The sequence below is a fragment of the Marinobacter sp. LA51 genome (genome assembly GCF_030297175.1).
Lineage (GTDB): Bacteria > Pseudomonadota > Gammaproteobacteria > Pseudomonadales > Oleiphilaceae > Marinobacter > Marinobacter apostichopi.
Window position 1 is genome coordinate 79,602 of the sequence record NZ_AP028070.1, and the last position, 20,983, is coordinate 100,584.

17 protein-coding genes are annotated in these 20,983 nt (G+C 62.3%); 10 read left to right on the plus strand and 7 right to left on the minus strand.

What is annotated here, in order from left to right:
- The first annotated feature begins 78 nt into the window (after positions 1-78).
- The 6 genes from QUE89_RS00310 (at position 79) to hrpB (ending at position 6,951) form a co-directional block, all read left to right on the plus strand.
- Positions 79-816 (plus strand): SURF1 family protein, encoded by a 738-nt coding sequence (locus QUE89_RS00310; RefSeq protein ID WP_286221325.1) that lies wholly within the window; start codon positions 79-81, stop codon positions 814-816.
- Entirely contained in the window at positions 797-1,441 is a 645-nt protein-coding gene (locus tag QUE89_RS00315; protein WP_286221326.1) for a redox-active disulfide-containing membrane protein, read from the plus strand. The genes QUE89_RS00310 and QUE89_RS00315 overlap by 20 nt, the downstream gene beginning before the upstream one ends.
- Positions 1,442-1,553: 112 nt before the next feature.
- A complete protein-coding gene (locus QUE89_RS00320; RefSeq protein ID WP_286222935.1) occupies positions 1,554-2,561 on the plus strand; it encodes a COX15/CtaA family protein in 1,008 nt (335 codons plus the stop codon).
- Positions 2,558-3,469, plus strand: a complete 912-nt coding sequence (gene cyoE / locus QUE89_RS00325; protein ID WP_286221327.1) for a heme o synthase — start codon at positions 2,558-2,560, stop codon at positions 3,467-3,469. Before QUE89_RS00320 ends, cyoE begins: the two co-directional genes overlap by 4 nt.
- Positions 3,470-3,617: 148 nt before the next feature.
- Positions 3,618-4,283: an SCO family protein gene (locus QUE89_RS00330; protein WP_286221328.1), complete on the plus strand. Its 666-nt coding sequence runs from the start codon at positions 3,618-3,620 to the stop codon at positions 4,281-4,283.
- A 181-nt stretch (positions 4,284-4,464) separates the two neighbouring features.
- The gene (gene hrpB, locus QUE89_RS00335) at positions 4,465-6,951 is read left to right on the plus strand and encodes an ATP-dependent helicase HrpB (protein WP_286221329.1); all 2,487 of its coding nucleotides are present in this window, start codon (positions 4,465-4,467) and stop codon (positions 6,949-6,951) included.
- Here hrpB and QUE89_RS00340 read toward each other — a convergent pair.
- Positions 6,905-7,759 (minus strand): eIF2B alpha/beta/delta subunit family protein, encoded by an 855-nt coding sequence (locus QUE89_RS00340; protein WP_286221330.1) that lies wholly within the window; start codon positions 7,757-7,759, stop codon positions 6,905-6,907. The genes hrpB and QUE89_RS00340 overlap by 47 nt on opposite strands.
- Before the next feature lie 151 nt (positions 7,760-7,910).
- On the opposite strand from QUE89_RS00340, the gene QUE89_RS00345 reads away from it, so the two are divergent.
- Positions 7,911-8,729, plus strand: a complete 819-nt coding sequence (locus QUE89_RS00345) for an ATP-grasp domain-containing protein (protein WP_286222936.1) — start codon at positions 7,911-7,913, stop codon at positions 8,727-8,729.
- A gap of 26 nt (positions 8,730-8,755) precedes the next feature.
- Here QUE89_RS00345 and QUE89_RS00350 read toward each other — a convergent pair whose 3' ends face one another.
- Positions 8,756-11,080 (minus strand): fatty acid cis/trans isomerase, encoded by a 2,325-nt coding sequence (locus tag QUE89_RS00350; protein WP_434784116.1) that lies wholly within the window; start codon positions 11,078-11,080, stop codon positions 8,756-8,758.
- 245 nt (positions 11,081-11,325) lie between these two features.
- Between QUE89_RS00350 and QUE89_RS00355 the strand changes: the two genes are divergently transcribed.
- Complete coding sequence (locus tag QUE89_RS00355; RefSeq protein ID WP_286221332.1) at positions 11,326-12,501, plus strand: type III PLP-dependent enzyme; 1,176 nt, start codon at positions 11,326-11,328, stop codon at positions 12,499-12,501.
- 28 nt (positions 12,502-12,529) lie between these two features.
- On the opposite strand, the gene QUE89_RS00360 is transcribed toward QUE89_RS00355, so the two are convergent.
- Genes QUE89_RS00360 through QUE89_RS00375 form a run of 4 tightly spaced genes read right to left on the minus strand, consistent with a single transcriptional unit; the run spans position 12,530 to position 17,075 of the window.
- On the minus strand, positions 12,530-13,726 hold the full coding sequence (locus QUE89_RS00360; RefSeq protein ID WP_286221333.1) for an MFS transporter: 1,197 nt from the start codon (positions 13,724-13,726) through the stop codon (positions 12,530-12,532).
- Positions 13,727-13,735: 9 nt separating this feature from the next.
- Positions 13,736-14,131, minus strand: a complete 396-nt coding sequence (locus tag QUE89_RS00365; RefSeq protein WP_138439788.1) for an ectoine synthase — start codon at positions 14,129-14,131, stop codon at positions 13,736-13,738.
- Positions 14,132-14,181: 50 nt separating this feature from the next.
- Positions 14,182-15,612, minus strand: a complete 1,431-nt coding sequence (locus QUE89_RS00370; protein WP_286221334.1) for a GTPase/DUF3482 domain-containing protein — start codon at positions 15,610-15,612, stop codon at positions 14,182-14,184.
- Positions 15,609-17,075, minus strand: a complete 1,467-nt coding sequence (locus QUE89_RS00375; protein WP_286221335.1) for a DUF2868 domain-containing protein — start codon at positions 17,073-17,075, stop codon at positions 15,609-15,611. The genes QUE89_RS00370 and QUE89_RS00375 overlap by 4 nt, the downstream gene beginning before the upstream one ends.
- Before the next feature lie 87 nt (positions 17,076-17,162).
- On the opposite strand from QUE89_RS00375, the gene QUE89_RS00380 reads away from it, so the two are divergent.
- Entirely contained in the window at positions 17,163-17,525 is a 363-nt protein-coding gene (locus QUE89_RS00380; RefSeq protein WP_286221336.1) for a DUF6164 family protein, read from the plus strand.
- A 6-nt stretch (positions 17,526-17,531) separates the two neighbouring features.
- Here the strand turns inward: QUE89_RS00380 and QUE89_RS00385 are convergent, their stop codons facing one another.
- The gene (locus QUE89_RS00385; protein ID WP_286221337.1) at positions 17,532-18,446 is read right to left on the minus strand and encodes an alpha/beta hydrolase; all 915 of its coding nucleotides are present in this window, start codon (positions 18,444-18,446) and stop codon (positions 17,532-17,534) included.
- 359 nt (positions 18,447-18,805) lie between these two features.
- On the opposite strand from QUE89_RS00385, the gene QUE89_RS00390 reads away from it, so the two are divergent.
- On the plus strand, positions 18,806-20,911 hold the full coding sequence (locus tag QUE89_RS00390) for a 3-hydroxybutyrate oligomer hydrolase family protein (RefSeq protein ID WP_286221338.1): 2,106 nt from the start codon (positions 18,806-18,808) through the stop codon (positions 20,909-20,911).
- Positions 20,912-20,983: the final 72 nt, after the last annotated feature.

Consider the following 20,983-nt stretch of genomic DNA (forward strand, 5'->3'; position numbering starts at 1 on the left):
AATATCCCGGTGCAGCACAAGAAATGAAAGGGCGGGCCGGCGGCAATCACGCAACCCCAGAGATCACTATAGCAGAGCATGTCTGATCCGCAGGGCAGAGCCCGTCACTGGCACTTTGACTGGCGGCTGATGCTGTTCAGCGGGGTTTTCCTGCCGCTGCTGATTGGTCTTGGGCTATGGCAGCTGGACCGGGCCGAGCAAAAGCAGGAACAGCTGGACCAGTGGCAACAGCAGGCATTGGACCTGAGCTGGCCCGAGCTGGTCGGTCGGGGCCTGGACTCGGGGCGGCCGGTGACGTTGACCGGGCGTTTCGGTGACTATAACTGGCTACTGGACAACCGCACCCGGGACGGTGTGCCCGGCTATGAGGTCCTGACCCTGTTCGTTCCTTTGCAAGGCCCGCCGGTGGTGGTTAACCGGGGCTGGATTCAGGCCCCGCGGCACCGCGATGAGCTGCCAAGGGTGCCGTCGCCCGAAGGCGTGCTGGAGGTGTCCGGCCGCATCAGCGAGTATCCGGAACCGCCCGTGCTGAATGATCAGACCCCGCCTGAAACCAGCTGGCCCCGGCGCGTGCAAAGCCTGCCCAGGGCCGTAGCGGCCGACGAAATTACCGACATTCCCGAGGCCATCATCCGATTGGCCGGTAGCGATCAGCCCGGCGCTTTCCGCGCCGATTGGGCGCCTGATCGGATGGGACCACAAACTCACTACGGGTACGCCACACAATGGTTTGCGTTGGCGCTCGCACTGGGTATATTGACGGTAGCTGCGAGCTACCGAAAGACAGGAGCCAATAATGACAACGACAATGGCTAACCAGGCATCCGATGACAACAACGGACCCTCTCCCGAGCAGGTCCGCCGGGGTCGGCGTACCGCCATTCTGCTATTTGCCATCGGGTTCGGCCCTATGGTGTTTGCCACCATCATGTTCTACACCGGCTGGCTAAATCCTGCCGGTCATACCAACAATGGCACCCTGATCCAGCCAGTGGCGTCGGTGCAAACCCTGAACCTGGAAACCGCAGCGGGTACACCGTTGGCGGACCGGTTTGGCCCGAACGAGGTCGAGCCCGAGTGGTTGCTGCTGGTGGCCGCCGGCGAGTGCGCCAGTGAGTGCGAGGAGCTGCTGTACCTGGCGCGACAGGTCAACATTGCCTTGGGCAAGAACGCCAACCGGGTGTCTCGCGCAGCGGTGTTGGGCAGTGTGCCGGCGGAGCTGGAAGCCCGCTGGCAGAAGGAATACAGCCTGATGGAACGGCTGGTCCCGGCACCCGGCACCACGCCAGCCTGGCCCAAGGGCATTGATCCGCAGTCCCAGCCGCGCATTCTGCTGGTCGATCCGTTTGGCAATCTGATGATGCACTACGGCTCCGACAATACCGGCAAAGAACTGCTCAAGGATCTCAAACACCTGCTCAAGATTTCCCAGATCGGATGACCGCACCGTGGAGGACTCGCGTGTGAATCAGCAGTCGTCGGCTTCCTCGCCCCAGGCCCGCCGCCTGTTTAACTGGGCCCTGTTTGCCACCCTGCTGGCGGTGGTGGTGATCATGCTCGGCGCTTGGACCCGACTGGTCCATGCCGGGCTGGGTTGCCCGGACTGGCCCGGCTGCTACGGTTTTCTCACCGTGCCCCAGAGCGAAGCCAGTATCGCCATCGCCAATGCCCGGTTCCCGGACACCCCGGTGGATGTGGAGAAAGGCTGGCCAGAAATGATTCATCGCTATGCCGCCGGCACCCTTGGCCTGGTGGTGTTTGGCCTGGCGGCCTACGCAGCTCGTCATCGTAAGCTCGGTGTTCCGGTCAAACTGCCGCTGTTCATTGCCGGCTTTATTGTCCTGCAAGGCGCGTTTGGCATGTGGACCGTTACCCTCAAACTCTGGCCCCAGGTGGTCGCCATGCACCTGCTGGGCGGCTTCACTACCTTGAGTATGCTGGCCCTGCTCGCCCTTCGGCTCCGACATCCCAAGCCCGAACCGAATCCCCGGACCACCGGTGCTGCGCTGCAAGGCTTCCGGCCCTGGCTCTATGGCGGCCTGTTGCTGGTGGTGATGCAGATCGCCCTGGGTGCCTGGACCGCCGCCAATTACGCCGCCGTGGCCTGCACCGACCTGCCCACCTGCCAGGGCCAGTGGTGGCCGGAAGGCATGGATTTCCAGCACGGCTTTGACGTTACCCAGCAGGTTGGTCCCAACTATCTGGGCGGCCAGCTGACCGCCGATGGCCGGGTGGCTATCCATATGACCCACCGCATTGGCGCCATGGTTGTCCTCGGTTATTTCGCTGTCTTGCTGGCCCTGATGTGGCGCCAACGGCAGGCATCCGGCCTGACCCAGGCCATCGCCCTGGTGGCGTTGGCACTTGGCACGCAGATCCTGCTTGGGCTGGCCAACGTGATCCTGAACATTCCCCTGGCCATAGCCGTTGCCCACAACGCCATGGGTGCGGGGCTGCTGCTGACGGTGGTGCACCTGATCTGGCGCCACCATCGGTCACCGAAACTGAACACCGCGAGTGCAACACACACAACAACAATTAACCGGGAGGTTGCGGCATGAGTGAACAAGTGGAAGCATTGCCGGCCCAGACGACTGCGAACGAATCCATTACCTGGCGCGATTTTCTGGAGCTGACCAAGCCCAGAGTCGTAGCGCTGATGATCCTCACGTCGGTGATCGGCATGCTGCTGGCGGCCCCCGGGGTTCCGGGCTGGGAGGTGTTGTTGTATGGCAACCTGGGTATCGCTCTGCTGGCTGGTGCGGCTGCGGTGGTGAACCATGTGGTGGACCAGAAGATCGATACCGTGATGGCTCGCACCCGCAAACGCCCGGTAGCCACTGGCAAGATTGCCCCGGTGGACGCCCTGCTGTTCGCCACTTTGCTGGCCTGCGTGGGCATGGTGGTGTTGATGTGGCAGGTGAATGCGCTGACCGCCTGGCTGACCCTGGCCTCGCTGGTGGGCTACGCCGGTGTCTATACCTTGTTCCTTAAGCGCGCGACGCCCCAGAACATCACCATCGGCGGTCTCGCCGGTGCCATGCCGCCTTTGTTGGGCTGGACTGCGGTCACCGGTCAGGTGGAAGGCCACGCCCTGCTGCTGGTGCTGATCATCTTTGCCTGGACTCCTCCGCACTTCTGGGCCCTGGCGATTCACCGCAAGGAAGAATACGCCAAGGCTGGCATTCCGATGCTGCCGGTCACCCACGGCAACCATTACACCGAGCTGCACATACTGCTGTACACCTTCATGCTGTTGGCGGTGAGCCTGCTGCCGTTTGTCACCGGCATGTCCGGCGGGATTTACCTGATCGGTGCCCTGATGCTGGGCTTGCGGTTCCTGCACTATGCCATCCGCCTGTGGAAAGGTGACGATCGCCGGGTAGCGCTCAATACCTTCAAGTATTCGATTACCTATCTGATGGCACTATTTGTGGTATTGCTGGTCGATCATTTTGTATTCTTCTGACGCAGGCATCGTGCCTTCGCAGGCGGGAAGCGCCACCCGAAACACGCTGTAAATACGTCCGTGTACGCTCGGCTCCGCCATCCATGGCTCCGCACGGTTTCGGATGGCGCTTCCCGCCTGCTTTTCTGACTTCGGTATTGGAACCCCAATGAACAGCTCTATTCGCCTGACACTGTTTCTGCTTCTGCTCCTGGTCATCCTGATTTTCGGACTGGTGGTTGGGCGTCAGGTTTATATGGTCGGCGGCCAGGAACCTGAGCCGGCACCAGAACTGGCCGATCTGAACACCTACGTGTATGACCAGCCCCGGGAACTGGTAGAGTTCACCCTCACTAATGAACAGGGCGAAACGGTCACCCGGGAAAGTCTTCGGGGCCGATGGACCTTCGCCTTCGTGGGTTACACCAACTGCCCGGACATCTGCCCGGCGGCTATGGCCAACCTGCGCCGGACTGATCAGCTGCTGTCACCTGAACTGCCGCAACCGGACTACCTGCTGGTCACTGCCGATCCGGACCACGACACTCCGGACAAGCTGAAGGCCTACACCGACTTCTTCGGTGACAACTTCCATGGCCTGACCGGCGATCTGGATACCCTGCGTTCTTTGGCCAAGAGCCTGAATGCGGTGTTTATTCACCGCGACGTGGAAGGCGAGCTGCTGGTGGACCACAGTGGTCACTTCGCGCTGTTGAACCCCGATGGCAAGCTGGCCGCGGTGCTGCAGCCGCCGCATAAGCCTGAGGACCTGGCTGAGGCTTTTGAGCGGATTTATGAGTGGGCTCGGGAGAATCGGGAGCGGTTGTCGTCCTGATTTTTTTGTAGGACTGGTTGGGTATGGGATTGATCGGGGTGGCGGGGTATTTTTCCTTGGAAATGGAACTCGCTGCGCTCAGACATCCATTTCTGGCGGAAAAATACCCCGCCACCCCTCTCTAGCTGACTAAACCGATATCGCTGGTAAAACAACTCTGGTCTCAAGCTAAGCGTAATAAATGCTCCCAATCGATGAAATCCTCTCCGAACTCAAGCAAACCCTGGAACGGTCTACCACCGTGCTGCTGCAGGCGCCGCCGGGTGCCGGTAAGACTACGCGAGTGCCGCTGGCGTTATTGGATGCGCCCTGGCGGGATGACAAGACTATTCTGATGCTGGAACCGCGGCGGCTGGCGGCTCGGTCGGCGGCTCGGTTTATGGCCAGGCAGCTGGGTGAAAAGCCGGGGCAGACGGTTGGGTATCGGACCCGGCTGGATACCAAGGTGTCTTCGGCCACCCGGATTGAGGTGGTGACCGAGGGCATTCTGACCCGGCTGATTCAGGCCGATCCCATGCTGGAAGACTACGCCGCGGTGCTGTTCGATGAATTTCATGAGCGCTCGCTGCAGGCAGATTTGGGGCTGGCGCTGGTGCGGGAATCTCAGCAGGCATTGCGGGAGGATCTGCGGGTGCTGGTGATGTCGGCGACGCTGGATACCGCGCCCATTGCCCGGGTGCTTGGTGAGGTGCCGGTGCTGCGCAGCGAAGGTCGGGCATTTCCGGTGGAGGTCCTTTATCGGCCGGCGCCGGCTCAGGCCCGCCGGGTGTGGATGGCTGATCGGGTGGTTGCGGTAATTCATGAGGCGCTGCAGGACCAACCTGGTTCGGTGCTGGTGTTTCTGCCAGGTGCTGGGGAGATTCGTCGGGTTGCGCAGCAGTTGCAGGGTGCGGTGCCGGACGATGTGTTGGTAACGCCGCTGTTCGGCAACCTGAAATCGGACGAGCAGGATCGGGCCATTGCCCCCGCCATGCCGGGCCAGCGCAAGGTGGTGTTGGCGACCGCCATTGCCGAGACCAGTCTGACCATTGAGGGCGTGCGGGTGGTGATCGACAGCGGCCAGCAGCGTCGGGCGGTGTTCGATGCGAACAGTGGCATGACCCGGCTGATGACCGGACGGGTTTCCAAGGCTTCGGCGGAGCAGCGTAAGGGCCGCGCCGGGCGGGTGGAACCGGGCGTCTGTTATCGGCTGTGGAGCGAGTCCGAGCAGTTCGGGCTGGCCGACTTCACTCCGCCGGAAATTCAGGAAGCGGATCTGGCACCCCTGGTGCTCGAGCTGGCCCAGTGGGGGGCGCGCTCACCGGATCAGGTGGCCTGGATCGATACGCCACCCCAGGCGCACTGGCATCAGGCCGTGGCGTTGCTGCAGTGGCTGGATATGCTGGCGCCCGATGGTGCCATCACCGAGCATGGCAAGGCGGCCCGGGAGCTGGGGGTGCCTCCGCGCCTTGCGCACATGGTGTTGCGGGGCCGGGCCCTGGGGATGGGCGCTTTGGCGGCCGATTTGGCGGCATTGCTGGGGGATCGGGATCTGTTGGGCCCCGGCGCGGGTGCAGATTTGCACGAACGGGTTCGGTTGCTGCACGGCGAGCGTGGGCATGGCAGTGTCGATCCGGCGCGACTGCAGTCGGTTCGTCAGGCCGCCAAGCGTCTAGCTGGCAGCGCCGGTGGCTCCCAAAAGCCACCGACCGAGTCCGAAGTCGGGCGCTTACTGGCCCAGGCCTACCCGGACCGGATTGGCCGGCGTCGCGCCGGTCAGGCTCCCCGGTACCAGCTCAGCAATGGCAAAGGCGCTAGCCTGCGTGACGACGATGCCCTGGTCCGTCACGACTGGCTGGTGGCGCCAGAGCTGGACGGCCAGGCGCGGGAAGCCATGATTTATCTGGCCGCACCCGTGGATCTGGCGAATCTGGAACAGGATCTCGCCAGCCATATCCATGAGCGTGAGGAAGCGGTCTGGGACGATAAGCGAGGTACGGTGATTGCGCGCCGGGTCCGCAAACTGGGAGAACTGGTGCTGGCGGAGCAGGCACTGAAGCAACCGGACCCGGTGTTGATCCAGCAGGGGTTGCTCAAAGCCGTGCGGCAAAAGGGCCTGGCTAGTTTGCCCTGGACCAAGTCAGCCCGACAGTGGCAGGCACGGGTACAGTTGTTGGCGAACACGCGGCCCGGTGACTGGCCTGAGGTCAGTGATGTCGCCCTGCTGGCCAGTCTGGAATCCTGGTTAGCCCCTTTCCTGCCCGGGCTGCAGCGCTGGTCCGACCTGCAAGGACTGAATCTGCAACAAGCGCTGCAAAGTCTGTTGGATTACAACCAGCAACAGCAGCTGGAGGCGCTGGCCCCAAAGGCATTGACCATTCCCACCGGTCAGTCGGTGGTCCTCGATTACACCACCGACAATGGCCCGGTGCTGGCGGCCAAGCTCCAGGCCCTGTTTGGCTGGACTGAGACACCTAAGCTGATTGGTGGTCAGGTGCCGGTGGTGATTCATCTGTTGTCCCCGGCACAGCGACCCCTGGCGGTCACCGCCGATCTGGCCAGTTTCTGGCGCAACGCCTACCCGGAAGTGCGCAAAGACATGCGCGGCCGTTACCCGAAGCACCCCTGGCCGGAAGACCCGTTCACTGCACAGGCGCAGCAGGGTACGAAAAAACGCCCTGTTCGCTGATTCGTCCGGTCACCAGATGGTGCGGAATGGTCTCGAAGTAGATGTTGCGCACGGTGATCAACTGGCCTTTGGGGGCGCGCAGCTGCTCCGCTGGCAGCTCTTCCAGCACTACCCGATCGCTGCTCTCGGTGCTGTCCCGAAAGCTGTCGGCCAGAACCCAGAACGGCACGCTGCGTTCCCGGGCTGCCAACGCCAGTAAGCGGGTACCGCTCTTGTTGACGAAATGACCATCGGTCAGCCAGCTGTCGCAACCGGTCAGCACCAGATCTGCGGTGGCGACGAACACGCCCATCTGGGCATCGGTGATCAGGGTCACCGGAACGCCGAGCTTGTTCAGCACGCTGGCCAACTGATGCCCTTCATGACCGGGACTGCTCTGGGTGCAGATTACCGAGAACCCGACATGCTCCTTCATCAGCCGCTGGAATAGCCGCTCCAGTACCGAGCTGGCGCTGTGGGTCATAATCACGGCGCCTTCGGGAATCTGGCAGCGGGCATGGTCGATGAGGGTATCCGTGGCGACTGTCAGCTCCTCATGCACCGCTTCAATCGCTGCCACCGGCTCACTATCGTCCGCCTGTAACTGCTCCTGTACCCGGGTCATGGCGCTCGCGATGACCACCATGCTCGGCCTCGCGTCCCTGAGTGTGTCCACCAGGGCGCTCAGCTTCGCACGCTTGGGACGTTCCATGCGGACATACTCGGCCAGCTCGCGCAGGGTTTTTTGCGCCAGTTCGGTAGCGCCCGACTGGTGATCGGCATGGAGTGCATCAAGCAGTGTTTGGGCAGCAGGGTCGAGTTTGGCCATGGTCGCGGTCCGCGGTGGCTATATCTAAAGCGTAGCAGGCTACTGCAAAAATGGGGCGATGGCCGGGCTTGGCCGAAGTGTTGATAAAACGCTTGCCAGCCAGGTCGGACTGGATAGAATGCGCTCACTCTTCCACCGTGCGGCGGTAACCATGCACCTCGTTTCGTTCAATGTGTTTCGTACCTTGGGCCTGCCCAACACCACCGTGTTGAAACCGGACCAGTTCCTGCAGCATCGGCAACTGCTGCAACAGGCGGACTGGGTGCTGTTCCCGGAGTACTGGCAGCTCAACTCCCTGGTGCATGGGCTCGGGTGCCGGGTGTTTCCGAGCGTGGCCAGTTACCGCATCGGGCACGACAAGGTGGAGATGACCCGGGCATTCCAGACGGTGGCGCCGGCGCACACGCCCTGGACCCTGATCGAAGCCAATGGCCCGGTCGAGCGGGAGCGAGTCTGGCAGGCCATGCCGCACCCATTCGTAGCCAAGCTGCCCAAGGCCAGCATGGGTGAGGGTGTGTGGCTGATCGAATCCCGAGCCGACTGGCAACGCTATTGCGAAGTGACCGATGTGCTCTACGCCCAGGAATACCTGCCCATTGACCGGGACGCCCGGGTGGTGGTGATTGGCGATCGAGTGCTGACCGCCTACTGGCGGACTCAGGCCGACCAGGGATTTTACAATAATGTGTCCCGGGGTGGACGCATCGACACTAGCCCGGTGCCGGCGGTGATGACCGATCTGGCCCTGAGTCTGGCCCGGGACTTGGGAGTGGATCATGCCGGCTTCGATATCGCCCTGGTCGACGGTTACCCCTATGTCCTGGAGTTCAACCGCCTGTTTGGCAATAAGGGGCTGGCGGCCGGCCACGAGTTGCAGGACGCCATCCTCGGCTACCTGCGCCAGTCCAGTGAGCCTTCGGACCCCCGGGAGCCTTTGGACCCGAGACCGGCCTGGCCAAGGGCGGTCTGAGCCCGGGCCAGGCGCGCAAAAGCCGGTTACAGGTTCTTGTAGCGATTGATGTCAAAGATGCCGGCCTGCAGTGGCTGGTGTTCCCGCTGCCATTGGGTGATGTCCTGCAGGGTCTCCCAGAACCTGGGATGAGTGCGACGAACCCCCCACAGGCTCACCAGGCGGTCGAACTTGTCCTGCTGGTCGATGGTTAGGGCCGCCATGCGCTCAGTGAAGAGCTTGAGCTGGGATGCCGGCACATCGAATATGAAGTTCGGGTAGCTGCCGATGATGCCCGGGTAGATGGTGAGCTGGTCGTCCTCGGGCTGGTAGCGCAAATCCTCATTGAACAGGAAGGCGACGCTTTCGTGGGCGCGGTCCCGGATCAGGGTGTACACCGTGCGCTCGCCCTGCTCTGTCCAGACCCGCACGAAGGTGACGTTGGGCAGGTAGCGAATGGCCGGCAGGAACTCGGCGCGGGTGGCGGCCAGGGTGGAGAGCTGGCGATCGGCCTGCTGAATCCACGGCGCCTCGTTTTTACGCCCGCACTCTTTGCCCCCGCAGCGGTTAATCGGGTCGTCCCGTTCGGCGTTGAGCTGGTGAAAATTCAGCAGCAGGCGGGCGCCCAGTTCTTCGTTATAGGCACTCGTGGCGAAGGGCACCTGGGACGGCGCGGTGTTCTCCATCTCCGCGTAGCTGAAATCAAGCTTTAGATTGCCCGCACCCTGGTACCAGCGTTCCAGCACCCGATTGCGTTCACCCGGGGGAATCAGTCGCAGGTAATTCTGCTCGCCGCCATTACGGATCAGATCGAAGTACAGGCGAGTCTGAGCCTGATGGGCGATCGTGCCGAACACATCAAAGTTCACCACCAGTTCGTAATAGGTGCGCTCGAACAGCGGGTAATCCATCCACCAGCTGGTCAGCGGAACCTGGCCGATCAGGCCGCGCTGGACGGAGGCATTGTCGTGATGCCGGAAGATGGTCAGCAGGGCGTTGGTGTTGTTGCCATCGCCGTCCCAGATGTGGTCCAGGGCGGCACCGTCAGGATAGCTGTTGCGGTAGGCCTGGTTGCGCAGCTCGGTGTAGCGGTTGCGTTTATTCCGGTACAGACTCCAGTTGTCACCCAGATCGAGCAGGTCGTCATCCTGGCCCGGCAGTGCTAGCAAAGGCGTCACCGATTCCCGGTAGTCGGCGTCGGTGATGAACAGGTCATCGTCGGGATCGTGGAACACCGTCCAGAAGTGATCGCGGATAACGTCGGTGGCGATCTGGCCCCGGCACACCGGGCCACGGATGAAGGTGCGGGTAAAGTACTCGGCGTTGTCCAGCATGAACTGGTAGCGGGCACGGGCCGGTATCGCGGCGAAGGTGGCAAACGGATTGGCGCGGCTGGCCCGGCTGTAGTCGGGCAGGCTTTCCACCTGCCAGTTGGTGGCTTCGAACAGGCTGCGGGTGCGCTCGAAGGCGTCGGATCCAAAGGCGAAGGTGATGTGGCGTTTGTGCACGATGCTGCCGGCCACCGGTCTGACCCGGTAGTACAGCGGGCCATTGGGCGCGTCGTTGGGCCGGCGGGTGGCAATAATGTCGATCGGCTGCCCCGGTGGGGTGTGCGAGCGCACCAGCTCGAAGAACCGGGTGTCGGCGCCGGCATCCTCGAAGTACAGGTGCGCCAGGTACAGGTGCTCGTACAGCCAGCGGCTGACCAGCTGTTGGCGCCGTGACTCGTCGTTAAGCCAGCCTTCCCAACGGTCGATGTGGCTCTGTTCCTGAGCGCTGGTTTCCAGAATCAGCGGGCTGATGGCGCCACCCTGACTGAGCCAGCCGGTCAGCGTGGCGTATTCGTCGTCGCTCAGGCCGGCGACTGCCAGGGGCATGCCCTCATAGGGATGGTCGTCGGCGTAGTCGGCAAAGTTGTCGTTGCTGACACACTGGTTGCTCCGGGCCAGGCCCAACTCAATGTCGTCAGGCAGCTTGCTGTTGGGGGCAAAGGCATGGCGCTTGCCCAGGCGAATCATGTTCTCGAACAGGCTGCGGGTCTGGTCACCCCGGGCCAGCACCGAGTAGAAGCCCAGGTCCCGCCACTGTTGTTCGGTGTCGGCGTCGATACCGAGGCGGGTGGTGGTCTGTTTGTTCAGTCGGGTACCGTTGTACACGCCTTGCGGGTGGGCGCCACGAATCAGGCCGTCAGAGTATTCCATTTTCAGCTGACAGGGGGCATCGAAACAGCTGTGGCAGGCCAGGCATTTGGTTTCCAGGATCGGCCGGACGTCTTCGTTGAAGCTGACCGGGGTCTGGGTGGGCGTCGGCAGCGCCTGGGTTTGTGGTGGGGCCACTGTTTCCGCGCAGCCACTGAGTAGAATCAACCCCAGAATCACCAATGCAAATACTTTTGCCACGCTCAAACTCCCTTTCTAAATCACCCTGTTAGTAACTTGTTTTCACCGCCCCGAACGGCGCTAGCCGTCAGTGTGCCGGAAGCGCTCGGTTATGGGTAGATATGCTCATATCCGGAACCCCAAATAAGCCCGATGATCGCGCCAATTCCGGGGGACTGCAGCCATGCTGTGGTGCCCCTTTTTTATGTCTGTGTGCCCATTGGAGGGAAACACTATCCATGACCGAGTCAGCCAACGCCAACATTGCCGATTACTACGACGTCGAGACGTTTAAACGCATCAAAACGTTTGCCGACGGCAAGGAAACACCGTTTGTGGTCATCGACACCGCCACCATTGATCGTCAATACAACGAGCTGGTGGAAGGCTTTCCGTACGCCAAAGTCTATTACGCGGTAAAAGCCAACCCGGCCCAACCGATTCTGACCATGCTGCGGGACAAAGGTGCCAGCTTCGATATCGCGTCGGTGTACGAGTTGGATAAGGTGCTGGCTCTGGGCGTGACCGGTGATCGCATCAGCTACGGCAACACCATCAAGAAGTCGAAGGACATTCGCACCTTTTACGAGAAGGGTGTGCGTATGTTTGCCACGGATTCGGAAGCGGATCTGCGCAACATTGCCAAGGCGGCTCCGGGCTCCAAGGTGTATGTGCGTATTCTGACCGAAGGCACGCTGACGGCAGATTGGCCGTTGTCCCGTAAGTTCGGTTGTCAGACGGATATGGCCATGGATCTGCTGATTCTGGCTCGTGATCTGGGCCTGGTGCCTTACGGTGTGTCGTTCCACGTGGGTTCGCAACAGCGCGAAATCGGTGCCTGGGACGCGGCTCTGAGCAAGGTGAAGGTGATTTTCGAGCGTTTGCGTGAAGAAGACGGCATCGAGCTGAAGATGATCAACATGGGTGGCGGTTTTCCGGCCAATTACATCACGCGTACCAACGAGCTGAAGGTGTACGCGGAGGAGATTGCCCGGTTCCTGCACGAGGATTTTGGTGCCGATCTGCCGGAGATCATTATTGAGCCGGGCCGGTCGCTGATTTCCAACGCCGGTGTGTTGGTCAGTGAGGTGGTGCTGATTTCCCGTAAGTCGCGCACTGCGCTGCACCGCTGGGTGTTTACCGATGTGGGTAAGTTCTCGGGCCTGATTGAGACTTTGGATGAGGCGATCAAGTTTCCGATCTGGACCGACAAGGTCGGTGAAGGCGAGGACTGTGTGATTGCTGGTCCGACTTGCGACAGTGCGGACATCATGTACGAGCATCACAAGTACCCGCTGCCGTTAAACTTGGCGATTGGTGACCGGATGTACTGGTTGTCGACTGGTGCCTACACCACGACTTACAGTGCGGTGGAGTTCAATGGGTTTCCTCCGTTGAAGGATTATTACATCTAAGGCGGGGTGGGGCGTTCTTTTGAAAGGGTCAGCCTTGCGGCTGGCCCTTTTTTCGTTCCAGGTCGAGGGTGAAGGCCAAGGGTAGCACCAGCAGGCCGTAGGCAATCATCATTAGTACGGCATGGCGGGCGTCGCCGGTCCAGTCGGCCACGAGGCCGCCGGTCATGGGGACGACGAAGGCGACGGTGTAGCCGACCAGGAAAGTGCCGGCGGACAGGCGGCCGGTTTCAGAGGCGGAAACGACCAATGGCGGGATGGCTACCAGCAGGATCAGCAGCATGCCGGCGACCAGGCTCATGAGGGTGGCGCTGATGATGGACCACCAGCCGCTGGCGACGACCGCGCCGATGGCGCCAATAAGGGCGATGCTGGCCAGGGTGGCGATGATTTCCCGGCGGCCGACCCAGCGTCGGGCCATTTTGAGCATGGTCAGGGATGCGGCCACCTGGGCCAGGTTGTACCAGAACAAGGCTTCGGGCAGTTTGTCGAGTTGGCCCTGGGATTCCAGCAGGTTGGCCATGTAGGCGTTAAGACCAAAAAACAGTGTGCCGGACAGGCCCAGCAGCAGGCCCAGCCGGAGCGTCAGCGGGTTGTGCCAGTCGGGGAGCCAGGCCGGTTTCCGGACTGGTCGGGCGCGGTCCCGTTTGGGCAGAAACAGGGCGGCGGCCACCAGTAGGGCCGGTAACGACCAGGCCACCAGGGTGGCGCGCCAGCTGTTGTCGAGCAGCGGCATCAGTACCGGCAGGGTAATGCCAGCACCAATGAATTCGCCCATCAGCATGCCGTTCATGTAGATCGCCGAGCCCAGCGCCAGGTGGTGCGGTTCCAGCCAGCGCGGCAGCAGTGCCGGTAGTGCCGGCTGCATCATGGACACTCCGAAGCCCATCACGGCGCTGGCAATCATCAGGCTCAGGGTGTCGGGCACCAGGCCGCGGCCGGCGGAGCCGATCACCATGATGACCATGGCCAATGCCAAGGTGTTGCGGGGGCCGATGCGGGCGATGGAGAGGGAGCCGGGCATGGAACCGACGGCCAGCATCAGGATAGGCAGGGTGGTCAGGGCGCCCGTTAGAGCCTGGGACAGCGCCAGTTCGTCGCTGATGAACGGTGCCAGCGGCGGCGCCACCAGCACCGGAACGCGCAGGTAAACCCCGGCCAACCAAAGCAACACCGCCACCGGCAGCAGTCGCGCTGGCGGTGGCGGTGTGGCGCGTGGTTCAGCCACAGTTAAAGATCAGTCTTCGCTGGTATCCGGCAGGTAGGCGCCGTCTTCGTCGTGCACTTCGCGGCCGGTAACCGGCGGGTTGAATGAGCAGATCAGGCGCATGTCTTCGGTGCCGCCGTACAAGGTGTGCTGATCGTGCTTGTCGAGCGCGTACAGGGTGCCGTCGGTGATTTCGTGGGTCTCACCGGTAGCCTTGTCCAGAATCTTGCCGTTACCGGCGACGCAGTAAACCGCTTCCAGGTGGTGTTTGTACCAGAGATTCAGTACGGCACCGGCGGGAATGATGGTTTCGTGAAATGAGAAACCCATGCCGTCTTTTTTCAACAGCATCCGGCGGCTGGTCCAGCCCGGGCCGGTGACTTCGCGTTCGGTACCAATGATGTCTTGCACTCGTACAATTTTCATTCACATTCCCCATTGTGTGATGGAACAGCCTAACAGTATAAACATCCCTGTTACGTCCGATTCAACCGCCAGTGGTCGTAGGCGGCCATGCTCTGTTCGATGGCAGTGATGAATTTCTGTCGCTGGCGGTCGTCCAGTGGCCGCCGTTTTCGGCGTTTGTCGAAGACCTGCTGAATAGCCTGTCGGCTGCCCCGGTCGAGCTGTTCGAGCCAGTGGTGGTCGGCTGGTTCCAGATCCAGAAGCTCTCGGCCGGCGTGGTTGCGCTGACTGATGTGCCACCAGTGATCCACCGCCCTACCCAATACAACATAGCCGAATTGGCTGTCCTGTACAGGTCCGAAAGTGGCGGTCTGCAGGCCATCCTGCAGGGCCCCGATGTGCACGGCCGGCAGCATTAGCCGGTCGCCGTAGAAATAACTACCGGCGGCACCGATCAGCCCTCCGACCAAGGCCCCGGCCCCGAGGGAGTGGCCCAGGGTCAGGGCGTCGAGCCCGGCACCACCGACCGCGCCGGCCCCAAACCCGGCGGTTGCCAGGTAACGCTTGCTGACTGACCAGGCACGGCGGCTGTCTTCGGAGAACAGGTCGTGTTCGTTATGCCACTCCAGTTCCGCCTCCTGGCGCTGGATGCGCTGATGCTGGTACAGGTGCTCGATGTCGATGCGCAGACTTTGTTCCCGTTGCCGTTGGTGCCGGTACCAGCGTTGGCGCAGTTGTTCGGCCAGGGTGTCATCACTGGTACCGGCGCTCTGGTTCTGGGTCAGGGTGCGTTTTTCCTGATACGCCATCAGGTCTTCCAGCGCCCGGGCGATGATCGCTGCCGACTGGTTGCGGCGTTTCAGGCGCTGGTCTGAGAGGAAATCCGTGGCCTGCTCAAGGGGAGCTTCCCAGTCCGGCTCTAATTGTCCGAACGCGCGTAAAAGTCCGAGATGTTGTTCGAAAGGAGCGCGAACGGCGTCGAATTTCCGGACGACCTGGAAGAATTGGCCGAGCGCAGCCTGCCAGGTGTCACTGTAGTCGTCGCTTCCGATACTGTTGATCAGCGCCAGACTGGGGCGACCGGTCCAGCGCAGGATGGTCATTTCGGCCTCGTGCTCGGCGCTGTAGGGCACCGAGCCATCGACCACGTAGATAATACCGGCGCCGTCTATCAATGGCGCCAGCAGCTCGCATTCGTCGGTAAACCGGCCATCGCCCTGGTGCTGGGTCACAAAGGCCTGCACGGTCTGGGCATGATCGGAAGCCGACACGCTGTGGGCCTGCAGCCATTCCAGGACCCGGCGTGGGCGCTGGAAGCCTGGAGTGTCCACGAGGGTATACAGGGTGTGGCCGTCGACGCTCAATGGGTAGGCCTGGCGCTGGCGGGTGGTGCCTGGCTCAAGAGCGATAGCGATGGCATCGTTCTGGGACAGGGTGGCCACTACACTGGATTTGCCCTTGTTGGGGTGGCCGACGACGGCAAAGACCGGGGCGGCAGTCACGGCAGCTTCCTCGATTCTGTACCTGGCTCGAAGCCCGGTTCGGGGAGCAGGTCGGCGTGCGGATCGCGCCAGTGCAGGCGCGGCGCACTGACACTGGCAAAGCCCGGGTCCAGCCGATCGGCAAAGCGCAGCCATTGGCTGAGCTGGTGCGGCTCTGGTTCCCGTTCGCTGTCCAGGCTCAGGGGCACCAGTGCGACCCGGGCTCCGGTGGGCCAGAGCTCGCGGGCGCTGGCAAGAAAGTCTTCCAATTCACCGGTGGGTGGCTCCCAGCTCCGGGTAATGACCACCACCGCCGGTTCCGGACTTGCGGCCAGTTGATTGGCAATGTCGGCCAGTGCCGTCTGGTCCTCAGCCAGGCTGGCCCGGCCCCCGGCCCGGAACAGTTGGGTGTGCTCGCCGACCAGGGTCTGCGGCAGCGCCGGGTCGCCAGCGCCGGCCCAACACAGCAACAGGTTGCTGTCGGGGAGCGGCTGCAGGCTTATGAGGGTGTCGGTGTCGGGCAGATCGGCGGCATCGTTGTGGTGGTTGCCGGTATCCAGGGTTGGCGTTTCCATCCGGTACAGCAGCGCGTGCATGCCCGGATGGTTGGTCAGCAGCTGGCGTGCCTTGTGCCGCAGCAACAGGATTGATGCCAGGAACAGCAGCAGTCTCGGGACCAGCACCCAGCTAATCCATAGCATGGTGACAAAGGGCCACCAGTGGCCCCAGCGGTCCGGCGCAATGGTGTCTGCACCGGCGCCAGCCCCGGCCCGAAAGAACCGAGTCGCCTCCACCAGGGCCAGATCCGGCACTGCGGCTGGCCAGAGTTCTGGCCAAAGTGCCGCCCAGGGCGCAGCCAGGGCGGTCAGCAGTTGATGGTAGCCGCTGGCGCCGGTGTCGAGCGTGGTGCTCCAGCCAAAGGCCAGGTCCTGCACCACCACCATCAGCAGCAGCGTCAGTACGCCGGTGGCTGCAAAGCTGATGCCGCCCAGGTGGGCAGCCCGGGCCATCAGCATGGGCTGGAGTCGGGACGTGGTTTCGGAATTGCGCTCTGATGCTAGCCGACGCAGCAGCCAGCGCCAGGGCTGCCAGCCGACCAATGACTGGGCGGTAGTGAATAGAGCAAGCAGAAGTTGGAGCGCGACGAACGCCAGGATAACGGTGATGTTGATGCGCTGGCCGCCCTCGTAGAACAGCAGTCCGAGCATGGTCAGGCAGCCGAACACCGCACCCCCGAAGGCAAAGCCGGTATTGATCCGGCGCCAGCGACGCAGGGTCTTCTGGCCGGCGCCGGCTTTGCTGCCGGGCCCGCTCAGATGCGCCATGTGCTCGAGCCAGCGCCGGGCATTCGGGGCCTGGCCCTGCTCCGCGCAGGTCAGGGCGAATTTGCGATCGCGGCGGTGCAGGAAAGCCGGTGGCTGATCCTGATCTCGCTGGCTGCGGGCATCGAAATCCAGCAGCAGTCGGAGGGGGCTGTCCGTCATGCAGTATCCCGGTGGTGAATTCGGTGTCTCATCCGTTGATGTTAGGATATAGGGATTCCGGCCACCGATACCAATTAACGAGCTGCCATGCCCCATCACCTGATGAACCTGCGCCACGTGCCCGACGACGAGGCCGACGAAATCCGGGCGCTGTTTGAAGACCACGAGATTCGCTACTACGAGACTCCGCCAAGCAAATGGGGCGTCAGCATGGGGGGCTTCTGGGTCCATGATGACGACGAGGCTGCCCGCGCCCGGGCGCTGTTGGACGACTACCAGCGCCAGCGTCTGCAGACCCAGCGACAAGCCTATGAGGCCAGTCTGGCCTCCGGTGAAACCGGGGGCATCTGGTCGATGATCCGACGGCGCCCGGTCCGCACCCTGGCGGCGGTGATTGCCATCGTGGTGATTGCCGGGGTCAGCCTGCTGCCGTTCGTGCGCCTGGGCTGATCCAGGTTAGCTATCGCCTTTTCGTGCCAGGAAACGGATAGCCGCGTCCACGGCATCACCGGCGGTGAGAAAGCTGGTGATGTGGCCGCGCAGGTGCATCCGGAACAGCTCGGTGTCGACGCTGTGTTCGGCCAGGGTGTCGCGGAAGGCCTCTGCCTGCCGGATCGGCACCAAGGAATCCATGGTGCCGTGGAACAGGAAGAATGGCGGCGCCTGGCGCGAAACATGGGCGATGGGGGACGCCTTGCGGTACGTCTCCGGAATGTCCTGTGCACTGCCGCCCAGGAACTGGCGGATCAAACGGCCCGAGTCGAATGCCATCAGATCAGAAGGCAGCCCGCCCACCGCCACCGCTTCCAGCGTTGTGTCCGGCCCGCCATGGGGTTGGTTCAGTTCACTGTCGGTACTGGCAACCACGGCCAGCAGCGCCACCAGATGCGCGCCGGAGGAAAAGCCAAATCCACTGACTGCCGAGGTGTCCAGGCGGTATCGGTCGGCGGCCTGGTTCAGCCAGGTCCGAGCCACCTGTAAATCATGCAGCTGAGCCGGGAAGGTGAAATCAGGCGCAAAACGGTAGTCGATGTTCAGCACCGCGAAGCCATGACTGGCCAGCTCCTCGGCGATCCAGTCCATGTCTTCCCGAGACCGTCGCTCCCAGCCGCCGCCGTGGACCATCAATACCACCGGTCTCGGTGTCGATTGTTCTGGCAGGTACAGATCGGCGTAAAGCGCCTGGGGCCAACCGTCGGGGGAGAAGCGCAGATCCCGTTCCACCGTGTACCCGGTTTCATCAAGGGCCACCTCGGTGCCGGGCGCATTGGTGTGGGTTGAGCAGCCTGCTAATAGCGCCACACTTCCGAGCAGCCCGCCCAGCAGCCCGGTCAGCATCCGGCGGGTCAGCCTGGATTGGTTCTGAATCATTGCTTCCCTCTCGTCCCTAATGGTCAATGTTCAATAGTACGATTCTGACTGTCGGCCGGATGCGGACGGCGTTTTTTCCCTGCCAATGACAGGCGATTGTCCGATTCTCCATACGGTGTCCGGAATCTCGGACAGGCCGTCTTGCGGCTCTGCCCGGGCTTTTGTGAGCCCCAGTCGGTCTGCAGTTGTCCGGATTTCCGGATTGTTTTCACCTTTCCCCCACCAAAATTCAAAGCTGTTTTGAATTTTTTACTTAAAAACAGCGAGTTGGGCGGTTGGCACAGGATACGCATAACCCAGGTTGGGCTGGAGCCCACGGGCATGACCCGTTCGTTAACAACAACAAACAAGGAACGACAATGAAACGAATCCTGCTGGGCATCGTGCTCGGTGCCTCCGTGTTTGCCTCTAGTGCCTGGGCCAAAGGCGACTTCCCGTTCAATTCCTTGCCCAGATTTATTCAGGGTGACGTTGAACAGACCTCTTTCGATGGCGTCACCGACGACCTGCTCACCGCTGGTCTCGGCGCATCCGGGCTGGCCGGCCCCGCGCCTGCATTCGATGATCCTCTGACACCGACACCGGCGGAACTGCGCCGCTTGGCCATCTACAACAACTACCGGGCCCTGGTGGATACCGCGCCTGGCGGTGGCTACGGCGTGTTCTTCGGTCCCGGTGTCGATGCCGAAGGTGAGGGTCTGATTGCCGGCGATGAATACCGTGCCTTCATGAAAGTTCGTGGCAGCAATGTGCCCGTGACGGTGATGGTTCAGGTACCGGCCAGTTTTGATCCGCGCAACGCCTGCATGATCACTGCACCGTCGTCCGGGTCCCGGGGTGTCTATGGCGCCATTGGCACCGCCGGTGAGTGGGGCCTCAAAAAGGGCTGTGCCGTGGTCTACACCGACAAGGGCACCGGCACCGGTTCCCATAACCTGGAGACCAACGCCGCCCAGCAACTGGATGGCACCCTGACCGAGTCCGGGCGGCCGGTGCAGTTCCGGGCCGACCTGTCCGATTCGGCGCGAGCGGATTTCAGCGCCGTCTGGCCCGACCGGATGGCGTTCAAACACGCCCACTCCAAAGCCAACCCGGAAGCGCGCTGGGGTCGCCATGTACTCCAGTCCATCCGTTTCGGTTTTTACGTGCTGAATGAAAAATTTGGCCGCCCGCTGCGTAACGGCAAAACCCTGGTCACTCTTAAGCCGAGAAACACTGTGGTGATTGCTTCCAGTGTCTCCAACGGTGGCGGCGCTTCGGTGCGTGCCGCAGAACAAGATTGGTGGGGCCTGATCGATGGCATCGCGGTGTCCGAGCCAAACGTGAACCCTCGGGTGGATCGGCGCTTCACCATTCGCCAGGGTGACGGGCCGGTGATCACCGAACACAGCCGCAGCCTGCTGGACTACACCACGGCGCTGGCGGTGTACCAGGGTTGTGCCAACCAGGCACCGGCGGTCCGCGACAGCGCACCCCTGAACGCGGTGTTTAACCCACCGGGCATTGGCGAAAACATCTGTCATGCCCTGGCGAACAAAGGCCTGGTCTCCGGCGCTACCCTGGACGAACGTGCCACCGACGCGCTGCGGATTCTCAACGAGGACTTTGGCATTCAGCCGGAGCAAAATCTGTTGGCACCGGTGCACTTTGGCCTCGCCGTGGCCCAGGGCATTTCCATGACCTACGCCAATGCCTATGCCCGGGCCGGGGTTGAGGACCGGCTTTGTGATCTCAGCCTGGCCGCGACCGATGTCGCCGGTGCGGTGACCCCGCTGGCGCCGGCCACAGAAGCCGCGCTGTTCTCCGCCAGTAACGGGATTCCGCCAACCGCCGGGGTGAATGTGGTTTATGACGGAGCAGCGGGACAACCCACCAACCTGGCGGTCAGCGCCTCCCCCAGTTCCAGCCAGCAGGACTATGGCCTGGATGCCCTGCTGTGTCTGCGCAGCCTCGCGGAAGGCCGTGATGCTGTGACCGGCGGTCAACTCGATGGCGACACCGACGAACAGGCCCGTGCCATTGCCAAGGGTATTGCCCGGGTCCGGGCCTCTGGCAACCTGCGCCGTAAACCCGCGGTGTTCGTGACCGGTCGGGCCGATGCCATCCTGCCCATCAACCATACCTCACGGCCATACGTGGGCCTGAACCAGAAGGTTGAAGGTCGTCGCAGCAACCTGCGCTACTACGAGATTCTGAACGCCCACCATCTGGATGTGTTGAATGGCTTTCCCGGCCTCGCCGACCGTTATGTCCCGCTGCACCACTACTACTTCCAGGCTCTGGATCTGGTGTGGGCAAAGCTGAAGCATCGCCAGCCCCTGCCGCCGAGCCAGGTGGTTCGAACTCAACCCCGTGGCGACATCGGCACCCCGTTGTCTGAGCAGAATTTGCCAGCCATTGACCCGAATCCGGCCGATTCTGACCGCATCCTGTTTGTGGACAATCAGCTGCGTATCCCGGACTAAGCCGGTTCTTGGCCGCTCCGGCTGCATGCGGAGCGGCTTAGTTTGCCCCCACCGAAGGGGGCCCATATACTT

What these genes read in the sequence shown, in the direction of transcription:
- QUE89_RS00315 (WP_286221326.1), top strand. Translation starts at nt 797, where the DNA reads ATGACAACGACAATGGCTAACCAGGCATCCGATGACAACAACGGACCC.
- QUE89_RS00380 (WP_286221336.1), top strand. Translation starts at nt 17,163, where the DNA reads ATGCCCCATCACCTGATGAACCTGCGCCACGTGCCCGACGACGAGGCC.
- QUE89_RS00320 (WP_286222935.1), top strand. Translation starts at nt 1,554, where the DNA reads ATGCTCGGCGCTTGGACCCGACTGGTCCATGCCGGGCTGGGTTGCCCG.
- QUE89_RS00365 (WP_138439788.1), bottom strand. Translation starts at nt 14,131, where the DNA reads ATGAAAATTGTACGAGTGCAAGACATCATTGGTACCGAACGCGAAGTC.
- hrpB (WP_286221329.1), top strand. Translation starts at nt 4,465, where the DNA reads ATGCTCCCAATCGATGAAATCCTCTCCGAACTCAAGCAAACCCTGGAA.
- QUE89_RS00345 (WP_286222936.1), top strand. Translation starts at nt 7,911, where the DNA reads ATGCACCTCGTTTCGTTCAATGTGTTTCGTACCTTGGGCCTGCCCAAC.
- QUE89_RS00375 (WP_286221335.1), bottom strand. Translation starts at nt 17,075, where the DNA reads ATGACGGACAGCCCCCTCCGACTGCTGCTGGATTTCGATGCCCGCAGC.
- QUE89_RS00330 (WP_286221328.1), top strand. Translation starts at nt 3,618, where the DNA reads ATGAACAGCTCTATTCGCCTGACACTGTTTCTGCTTCTGCTCCTGGTC.
- QUE89_RS00340 (WP_286221330.1), bottom strand. Translation starts at nt 7,759, where the DNA reads ATGGCCAAACTCGACCCTGCTGCCCAAACACTGCTTGATGCACTCCAT.
- QUE89_RS00385 (WP_286221337.1), bottom strand. Translation starts at nt 18,446, where the DNA reads ATGATTCAGAACCAATCCAGGCTGACCCGCCGGATGCTGACCGGGCTG.
- QUE89_RS00310 (WP_286221325.1), top strand. Translation starts at nt 79, where the DNA reads ATGTCTGATCCGCAGGGCAGAGCCCGTCACTGGCACTTTGACTGGCGG.
- QUE89_RS00355 (WP_286221332.1), top strand. Translation starts at nt 11,326, where the DNA reads ATGACCGAGTCAGCCAACGCCAACATTGCCGATTACTACGACGTCGAG.
- cyoE (WP_286221327.1), top strand. Translation starts at nt 2,558, where the DNA reads ATGAGTGAACAAGTGGAAGCATTGCCGGCCCAGACGACTGCGAACGAA.
- QUE89_RS00390 (WP_286221338.1), top strand. Translation starts at nt 18,806, where the DNA reads ATGAAACGAATCCTGCTGGGCATCGTGCTCGGTGCCTCCGTGTTTGCC.